Origin of the sequence: Acetobacter okinawensis, assembly GCF_002153655.1 — a bacterium.
Lineage (GTDB): Bacteria > Pseudomonadota > Alphaproteobacteria > Acetobacterales > Acetobacteraceae > Acetobacter > Acetobacter okinawensis_A.
The window spans coordinates 43,605-52,415 of sequence record NZ_JOPJ01000015.1; the positions used below are offsets into that span (position 1 = coordinate 43,605).

Here is an 8,811-nt window from a genome sequence, read left to right on the forward strand (position 1 = left end):
ACCCGCCCTCCTTGACGCCCCACTCTGCAGGAGCATTCAGACCATGACGGGAAGCAGCCATAAAACACCTCGCCCAAGAAAAAGAGTACGTGGTTTTCAGGGGCATGTTTCAGAGATTGACCTCCGGCTGCTCCGCGTCTTTCATACAGTGGCCGAACAGGGGGGCTTCAGTGCTGCGGAAATTACGCTGGGCAAAAGCAAATCCTCCATCAGTCTCGATATCTCGGCACTGGAAACCCGCCTTGGCCTGACGCTCTGCCTGCGCGGACGTAGTGGCTTCGCCCTGACTGATGAAGGGCGGGAGGTGCTGGAAGCAACCCGCTCGCTTTTTATCAATCTTGAACACTTCCGCCAGCAGATCAATCAGGCGAGTGGCGTGCTGAGCGGCACATTTACCCTGTATGTGCCCGACAATATTCAAACCCATGGTGAAACGGCGTTGGTCAAAGCCATTCACACCTTTACGCAAAGCCATCCGGGCGTGTTCATGCACCTGCATTCCGCCTCAACCAAGGAGGTGGAGGTAGCTGTGATGAATGGTCAGGCTACGGCGGGTATTGCGCTTTACGCACAGGGGCGGGCGCCGCAGGGCTGTCGCCCCCTTGTGGCCGAAGCCTCCTATCTCTTCTGCGGTGCGCGGCATCCCCTCTTCCATGTGCCGGAAGAAGACATCACTCTGGACGTTCTGGCCAGCCAGAGCATGGTGAGTGTTGGAGAAGTCGCGACATCCGATATGTGGGAGAGCATACGCCACCATTTTACCTACCGCGCCAAAGCCGACAAACTGGACGCCCGCGCGCTGCTTATTCTGTCTGGCAGTTACATTGGGTTTCTGCCCGAAGTTTTTGCAGCGCCCCTTGTGGCCCAAGGGCTGCTGCGCCGGATTGCGTTCAATAACCTGCGCCTGATTACCTGCTGTCACCTACTGACACGCACCTCGCCCGAAACCAGCCTGATGGTCGAAACGTTCCGTTCCCTTCTGGAAGCTTCCTATTGATGATCAGCTCTTTCTCCCTCTCACCGCTCATGCGGTGTTTCCGTTCTGTTGCAGCCCTTGCTGGCATCCTCGTAGCAACTGCTGGGCTGCACGGACTGGCTCTGGCCGAACAAGCTCCCTCGTTTGTGCAAAATGGCGTGCTGACCATTTGTACAAACCCAACACTCCCCCCGATGACCTTTGTCAAAGGCCAAGATGTCAGCCACCCGGAAGGGTTTGATATTGACGTAGCACAAGCTCTGGCCAACCGCTGGCGGGCGCGGCTGTCCGTTATTACCATGGACTTTACCGGCCTGTTTCCCAGCCTTTCCGCTCAGCGGTGCGGGTTGGTCATGAGTGGTATTATCCGCACACCCGCGCGGGAAAAAAGCTTTGATGCGGTCACTTATCAGGATACCGCACTGGTTGTTGTCGGCCGTAAGGGTACCCCCTCCCTGACCAGCATGGATGAGCTTGCGGGCAAAAGTATCGCCGTTGAATCCGGCACCAGCTATATTACCAGACTGGGACTTATTAACGATACTCTGGTGGCGGCAGGCAAACCGCCCATGATTATTCAGCAATACCCGACTGAAGAACAGGTGGTGCAGCAGGTCCTGATTGGCCGTGTGTTTGCTTTTGTCAGTCAGGACGTAGAACTCTTTTTTCGCATGCGCCAACTGGGGGACAAGCTTCATGTCCTGATCACCCCGGATATTCCTGATTACCACCATTTTGCCATCTACCTGCGGCCAAATGCCGCGGACCAGACGCAGCTTCAGTCCGCGATCAGTGCGTTGGAAACGGATGGCACGCTACCAGCACTGCGCTCCAAATGGTCCGTGACAGACCAGTCCACAAAAAATGGCGCGGCAAACGCTACTTCCAGTTCCATGTTTGACTGGAATGCCTTTTTTTCCGCTCTTACCTCCACCGCTTTTCTGCACGGTGCGCTTATCACACTGAGCGTGGCCCTGATTTCACATATCATCGCCATCACCATCTCGGTGCCGATTGCCATTGTACTGAACAGCCCGCAGAAATCTGTGCTTAAAATTGCGCTGGAAGGCTATGTCTCCCTTTTTCGTGCGGCACCAACCCTGCTTCAGCTCCTTTTTATATGGAACGCTGTGCCGCAGTTTTTCCCCATTTTCCGGGAGCAGTGGTTTACGCCGTTTTTGGCCACCATTCTTGCATTGTCCGTGAATGAATCAGCCTATCAGGTAGAAATCAACCGCGCCGCACTCAGTGCTGTGGACCCAGGTCAGGAGCTTGGCGCCAGTGCGCTCGGGTTGAGCAGGCGCGATATTTACTGGCGTGTTATTTTCCCGCAGGCTTTCCGCATTGCTCTCCCCCCCACCATTAACGAATTTATCAATCTGTTAAAAATTACCTCCCTTGCGTCTGTTATCTCGCTCCAGGAACTTCTGGCTGTGACACAGATACAGGTTGCACGCACTTTTGCATTCACTGAGTATTATGCTGCGGCCCTGGTTTATTATCTGGTCATGGTATTTTTCTTCCTTTTCCTGCAAAAACGGGTGGAACGCCGTTTTGCCTGGTCTGACCGTAAAAAGGTTGTTTCCAATGCAGCATGAAGCAACAGACCTCCCCATGATTTCCGTGCGGGGTATGAGCAAACTGTTTGGTGAGTTCGTCGCTCTCGACCGTGTGGATTTTGATGTCAGTCGTGGTGAAAAAATTGTGGTGCTTGGGCCATCCGGGTCAGGAAAATCAACCCTGATCCGGACCCTCAACCGTATTGAGCCACACGACATTGGCACGTTGAACATCAATGGCAAGTTGATCAATGAGAAAACCGACCCTATCCAGCTCCGCTGTATGGTGGGTATGGTCTTTCAGAACTACAACCTGTTCCCGCACCTAAGTGTGCTGGAAAACTGTATTCTTGCCCCCATGCGGGTCAAGCATATGAGCCGGGCCGAAGCAACGGCTCTTGCGCGCCGCTATCTGGAGCAGGTGGGTATTCCTGACCAGGCAGACAAATATCCTATTCAGCTTTCAGGCGGGCAACAGCAACGCGTGGCCATAGCCCGTGCGCTGTGCATGCAGCCACAGGTCATGCTGTTTGACGAGCCTACAGCAGCCCTGGACCCAGAGGCTATTGTTGGCGTGGTCAGTATTATGGATGAACTGGCAGAACAGGGCATTACAACTGTTTGCGTAACGCATGAAATGGCTTTTAGCCGCCGTATTGCAGACCGTATTATTTTTATGGATCAGGGGAAAATAGTTGAGATTACCCCCCCTGAAACTTTTTTCACCACCCCCCAAACTGACCGGGCCCAGAATTTTCTTAACCAAATGCTCCGATATTGAACGTCTGTGCCCCCCGCATGCCAATCAACAAAAGTATGATTTAATTATTTTCAAACGAATGTAAGGGATATTTCGTTATGAAATGAAAACGAAAAGACCGGTCATCTTTGCGCCCCAGGAGCCGGTTCCAACGGGAATGAAACAGGAAAACGGGCATGAAATCATATTTTTTACGTCGGTCCTTCCGCCTTCTGGCTTCAGTGCCAAGATATGTAAGCCTGCCAGCTTTGCCCTGCCTGCTTCTGGCATCGACCTCAACACTGGCAACCGCTGCAACACCTGTTGCCAGTAGCCAGCCTGTTGCAAAAAGCCACGTCAGCGCAAACGGCAAGCATGCATCCGCCCCTTCCAGACGTAAAAACACCGCACCACGCAATGGTGCCACCGAAGAAGTTGAGGTCAGCCAGACCCACACGCACCGCTACCTGTCCCAGCCTGCCACAGTGAACGTCATCAGCGGGCAGGAACTGCGTGCTCTTCATCTGGAGAGCCCCAAGGATATTGCTTCCTTCACCCCCGGTGTAACCGCTTCCAATGCTGTGTCCGGTTCAGCTCCCATTTTTTCAATCCGCGGCGTCGGGCTGGATGACTATGTCGGTACCAACATGGGGGGGATTGGCATTTATCTGGATGGGTTGCTTGCTCCTTTCCCGGTTTTCTACACCGGGCAAATGCTGGATATTGAGAGTGTCTCCACAGAAAAAGGCCCACAGGGCTTTGATATGGGACGCAGCACAACGGGTGGCAGCATCAATATCCAGTCCGTAAAGCCTTCCGATAAGTTTGGGGGTTATGCAGAGTGGGGTTACAGCAGCTACAATACCAACCATGGCCGCTTTGCCATTAACACACCTATTACAAATAAAATCTTCAACCGCTTCGCCTTCAACTATGTCAAAGGCGATGGCTGGCAAAAAGACATCAGTACCGGAGATCGCTACGGCTCGCAGGACCTGCTTGCACTGCGCAACCTGACCAAATTTGTGGTGGATGATACATCCTCCGTGCTGCTTAACATCCACTACACACGCGATAAAGGCCGCTCGACCTCCCCGCAGGATATTTCACAGCCCAGCGATGGGGGAGCGGGCCTTCATCCCAGCGCCAACTCCGTTAACGTGGGGAATTCGCCCCCGCACCGGAACGAAAACGGTGGTGGCGTGTCCGTCAATTACACCAAAGCATTTGACTTTGGTACTTTTTCGTCCACGACCGGGATCGATTTTTACCGTCGCAACGATCTGGATAACTACGACGGCGTTGATACGCAGGTCGCTGACTATCGCTGGAATGACACGGCCATTGCGCAGTCTCATGACATGCACCTGCGTATGAACTTGGCAAAAATCTTTCATCTGACCGTAGGGGTTTACGAATCTTACGACAAGATTGATGGGGAATACACCAGCTATCGTGGGGCTACCAAAGACCCGCATGCAAACTTTACAAATCATTTTTCCCAGCAGAACGTCTCCACGGGGCTGTATATCAATACAGTTACCAATATTACCAAAAAGCTCGACTTCCTTGCCGGTGGTCGTCTGTCTTATGATGAGCGAGGCTTTAATGGTGGCACCAGAAGCTACCCTATTGGGTCTGCCAGCAGCTCCCAGCTTAGCTACCTGAACACAACCCATAGCTACCATCGCTTTACCGGGCGCGTTGGGCTGCGTTACGAAATTGTGCCAAACACCTATGCTTACGGTACAATCTCCAATGGCTACAAAGCAGGTTCTTACTTTGTCGCTCCTGTACTGCTGCCTCAGGCGCTTGACTACGTTAAACCGGAAAACCTGATCGCTTACGAAATCGGCATTAAATCCTCCCTGCTCCATAATAAAGTGCAGCTTGAAGGCTCTTTGTTCGATTATGAATACCATAACCGGCAGACTTTGTTCTTTGAAGTGTTTGACCCGGTGAACAGCCTGAACTCACTCACTTTGGGCACCATTCCGCGCGCACGCACACGAGGGGGCGAAATTTCCGGCACGTTCCATGATGTTATCCCCAATCTTGATCTGCACGGCTCCTTTGCATATCTGGATGCGCAATCCAAAAGCACCGTGCTTGATGATGGGGGCAACGCCCTTGTTACCAAGAACTCTTCTCTCCCGTTCTCTCCGCGTTTCTCATGGAGTGCTGTGGCGCGTTACGGCATAGACATCAGCCGTTACCGCACCACTTTGCAGGCCAGCTTTACATGGAAGGATAACATGTGGGCCGCTCTGGGTGACCCCAACGCACAGAACGGGAAAATCAGCTCCCTTGGCCTGCGTATGGAATTCGGCCCCAAAACCGGCAAGTGGAATGCAGCAGTTTATGTAGACAACCTGCAGAACAATGCCCGTAGCAACTATTCCTTTACCGGGAACGATGGCAACCGCGTACAGTACATCCAGACACCCCGCTGGATTGGTTGTGACTTGCACTACAACTTCTGAACGACTGGCCTGTATCAGGAGCGCGTAAATGCAGCTTGAACTTTTCCGGACTTTATGGGGGGATAACCGCCGGTGGGATTACCCACTGGCGGAAGCCCGCGCGGCAGGTTTTGAAGGGCTGGAAGCCCGTATTCCATCCACAACGGCTCAGGCCCGCGCGTGCGCCACCATTTTACACGACGCGGGAGCGCCCTATATCGCCATCGCCATGACCGGCGGAGGCGTTATTCCCGCCCAGAGTGCCACAGTGCAGGACCACTTGAATGACCTGCGGGAGGCGATAGACCGGGCACTACTCATGGAGCCCCGGTTTGTCACCATTCTTGGCGGAAATGATCGCTGGCCTGCCAGCCAGCAGGTTGAGTTTATGGCTCAGGCGCAGACTATCTGCCATTCAGCCGGCCTGCTCTGCTGCTTTGAAACACATCGCTCCCGCATTCTGGCAACACCATGGGTGACACTGGACGTTATTGCGCAGCTACCAGACGTGCTGTTTACAGCCGACATAAGTCACTGGGTTGTCTGCTGTGAACGCCTGCTGAATGACCCGGCGGATGACCTGTCCACTTTTGTGGAGCGTGTGCACCATATTCAGGCACGCGTTGGTTATGATCAGGGGCCACAGGCCCCTCACCCCGGCGCACCGGAATATGCACCAGCACTGCACTTTCACCAGAACATCTGGCAGCAGATCTGGTTAAGCCAGCATGCGCGTGGATACACCACCACCACCATGACGCCTGAATGTGGACCAGATGGTTACCTGCACACCCTGCCATTTACCAACATGCCGGTAGCCGACCTATGGTCGCTCAATATCTGGACAGGCCAGACCGAGCGCGAGCACTTTCAACATGTGCTGTCAAACACGGACAGCAAATAAGGAACTGGGTTGATGTCTGTTTCCAAAACCACTGACACCTTCACCCGCATTCCGGTCATTGATATCAGTGATCTGTACAGCGACAACATTGTACAGCGTCAGGCTGTTGCTGAAAAACTGGGAGAGGCTGCACGCAATGTCGGCTTCCTTTATATTTCCGGTCATCAGGTCGGGGCGGACCTGATCGAAGGTGTCCGTAAGGCTGCGCGGGGTTTTTTTGCCCAGCCTTTTGACAGGAAAATGGAGTATTACATCGGCACATCCGCCACCCACAAAGGCTTTGTCCCTGAAGGGGAAGAAGTATATTCCGCCGGTCGCCCCGACCATAAGGAAGCCTTTGATATCGGCTACGAAGTGCCAGCCAATCATCCTCTGGTGCAAGCGGGCACGCCTTTGCTGGGGCCAAACAACTGGCCGGATATTCCCGGTTTTCGGGCTGAAGCGGAAGCCTATTACCGTGCAGTGTTCGATCTGGGACGCACCCTTTTTCGTGGGTTTGCACTGGCTCTGGGGCTGGACGAAAAGTATTTTGATACTGTTGCCAACTTCCCGCCCTCCAAACTCCGCATGATTCACTATCCGTATGATGCCGACGTGCAGGATGCACCCGGAATTGGCGCCCATACCGATTACGAGTGCTTTACAATCCTTCTGGCAGACAAACCGGGACTAGAGGTGATGAACGGCCATGGGGAGTGGATTGATGCCCCCCCGATCCCCGGTGCTTTTGTCGTGAATATCGGCGATATGCTCGAAGTCATGACCGCAGGGGAATTTGTGGCAACGGCACACAGGGTCCGCAAGGTGGCGGAGGAACGCTACTCTTTCCCACTTTTTTATGCCTGCGATTACCATACCCAGATCCGCCCCCTGCCCGCCTTTGCAAAAGGTGATGAGGCATCATACGAGACCATTACCATTGGGGAGCATATGTGGTCACAAGCCTTGCAAACGTACCAGTACCTTGTGCGCAAGGTTGAAAAAGGCGACCTCAAACTCCCTCAAGGTGCGCGCAAAACGGCTACCTTCGGCCATTTTAAGCGCGTTACCTCTGCCTGAAATAGTTATTTTATCTCCAAGGACCATAAAGCCATGACCACTCAACAGACCGAACAGGAACTGCGCGAAGACCTTGCCGCAGCGTACCGGCTTATTGCCCATTTTGGGATGACCGATATGGTGTACACCCATCTGTCCCTGCGGTTACCCGGTGGTGGACACCGCTATCTGGTAAACCCCTACGGCCTTCTGTTTGAAGAAATCACGGCAAGTTCTCTGGTTATTGTAGATGCTGACGGTATTCCGCAGCAAGAAACAAGCTGGGCCATTAACCCGGCCGGCTTTGTTATTCACTCCGCCATCCACGCCAACAGGCCGGATGCCGCCTGTGTCATCCACACCCACACTGTGCCCGGCATGGTGGTTGCGGCACAGGACAAGGGTATTCTCCCCCTGAACCAGATCAATATCGAATTTTATGGTGCTGTGGCCTTCCATGCCTATGAAGGGATTGCAGCGGATGACAACCTGAGTGAACGTGAACGTCTTGTGCGTGATCTTGGCAACCACAACGCCATTATTTTGCAAAACCATGGCTTGCTGACAGTTGGCAGCACCGTAGCACAGGCTTTTTACCGCATATATTACATGGAGCAGGCCTGCAAAATCCAGATTGCGGCCCAGGCCACCGGGGTGCCATTACATGTTCCCTCGGAAGAAAAACTCCTGCGTACAAAAAATCAGTTTGTAACAGACCCCGATCAGGGGCAGATGATCTGGAAAGCCCTGCGCCGCAAACTCGACCGGGAGCAGCCAGACTATAAAAACTAAAAGCCTGATCCTCCAATGTATTACCTGAGGGGAAGAGCTGCTCTTCCCCTTATTTGTTGTCGGCTTTTGCTTGCCCCGATCGTGCTCATAGACACGTGTATGTATTACTCCGCCGCCCAGACAGACAGGACCGCGCGTGATGAAACACACATCAGGACCATACAGCTTGAAACGTAGAGACCTGTTTGCGGCTTCTCTGGCAGCCGGAATGATGGGAGTTGCACGCCGGAGCTGGAGTGCGGCGCCAAACGGGGCAGCCCCTCAGGCCGCCGTAGCCCTTGGCCGCACGGCCCTGCACGGCACCATCCCCCGGCTGGTGCCCATTCGCGCCCATGCCGACC

The 8,811-nt window shown here is 53.8% G+C and carries 7 protein-coding genes; all 7 read left to right on the top strand.

The genetic code is table 11. The features are described 5' to 3' along the window. Positions 1 to 43: 43 nt before the first annotated feature. The 7 genes from HK26_RS08170 (at position 44) to HK26_RS08200 (ending at position 8,470) form a co-directional block, all read left to right on the top strand. Positions 44 to 997, top strand: coding sequence for a LysR family transcriptional regulator (locus tag HK26_RS08170; RefSeq protein ID WP_086639327.1), 954 nt, complete (start codon positions 44 to 46; stop codon positions 995 to 997). Then, the gene (locus tag HK26_RS08175) at positions 997 to 2,574 is read left to right on the top strand and encodes an ABC transporter substrate-binding protein/permease (protein WP_086639328.1); all 1,578 of its coding nucleotides are present in this window, start codon (positions 997 to 999) and stop codon (positions 2,572 to 2,574) included. Before HK26_RS08170 ends, HK26_RS08175 begins: the two co-directional genes overlap by 1 nt. Next, positions 2,564 to 3,316 carry an amino acid ABC transporter ATP-binding protein gene (locus tag HK26_RS08180; RefSeq protein ID WP_307772208.1) on the top strand — a complete coding sequence of 251 codons (753 nt, stop codon included), beginning with the start codon at positions 2,564 to 2,566 and terminating at the stop codon, positions 3,314 to 3,316. Before HK26_RS08175 ends, HK26_RS08180 begins: the two co-directional genes overlap by 11 nt. Positions 3,317 to 3,471: 155 nt before the next feature. Continuing rightward, on the top strand, positions 3,472 to 5,757 hold the full coding sequence (locus HK26_RS08185) for a TonB-dependent receptor (protein ID WP_086639329.1): 2,286 nt from the start codon (positions 3,472 to 3,474) through the stop codon (positions 5,755 to 5,757). A 28-nt stretch (positions 5,758 to 5,785) separates the two neighbouring features. Continuing rightward, on the top strand, positions 5,786 to 6,640 hold the full coding sequence (locus HK26_RS08190) for a sugar phosphate isomerase/epimerase family protein (protein ID WP_086639330.1): 855 nt from the start codon (positions 5,786 to 5,788) through the stop codon (positions 6,638 to 6,640). Positions 6,641 to 6,652: 12 nt separating this feature from the next. Next, on the top strand, positions 6,653 to 7,699 hold the full coding sequence (locus HK26_RS08195; RefSeq protein ID WP_086639331.1) for an isopenicillin N synthase family dioxygenase: 1,047 nt from the start codon (positions 6,653 to 6,655) through the stop codon (positions 7,697 to 7,699). 33 nt (positions 7,700 to 7,732) lie between these two features. Next, positions 7,733 to 8,470 carry a class II aldolase/adducin family protein gene (locus tag HK26_RS08200; RefSeq protein WP_086639332.1) on the top strand — a complete coding sequence of 246 codons (738 nt, stop codon included), beginning with the start codon at positions 7,733 to 7,735 and terminating at the stop codon, positions 8,468 to 8,470. Positions 8,471 to 8,811 lie beyond the last annotated feature (341 nt).

Coding starts and splice junctions, on each gene's coding strand:
- HK26_RS08170 (WP_086639327.1), top strand. CDS start 44: ATGACGGGAAGCAGCCATAAAACACCTCGCCCAAGAAAAAGAGTACGT.
- HK26_RS08175 (WP_086639328.1), top strand. CDS start 997: ATGATCAGCTCTTTCTCCCTCTCACCGCTCATGCGGTGTTTCCGTTCT.
- HK26_RS08180 (WP_307772208.1), top strand. CDS start 2,564: ATGCAGCATGAAGCAACAGACCTCCCCATGATTTCCGTGCGGGGTATG.
- HK26_RS08185 (WP_086639329.1), top strand. CDS start 3,472: ATGAAATCATATTTTTTACGTCGGTCCTTCCGCCTTCTGGCTTCAGTG.
- HK26_RS08190 (WP_086639330.1), top strand. CDS start 5,786: ATGCAGCTTGAACTTTTCCGGACTTTATGGGGGGATAACCGCCGGTGG.
- HK26_RS08195 (WP_086639331.1), top strand. CDS start 6,653: ATGTCTGTTTCCAAAACCACTGACACCTTCACCCGCATTCCGGTCATT.
- HK26_RS08200 (WP_086639332.1), top strand. CDS start 7,733: ATGACCACTCAACAGACCGAACAGGAACTGCGCGAAGACCTTGCCGCA.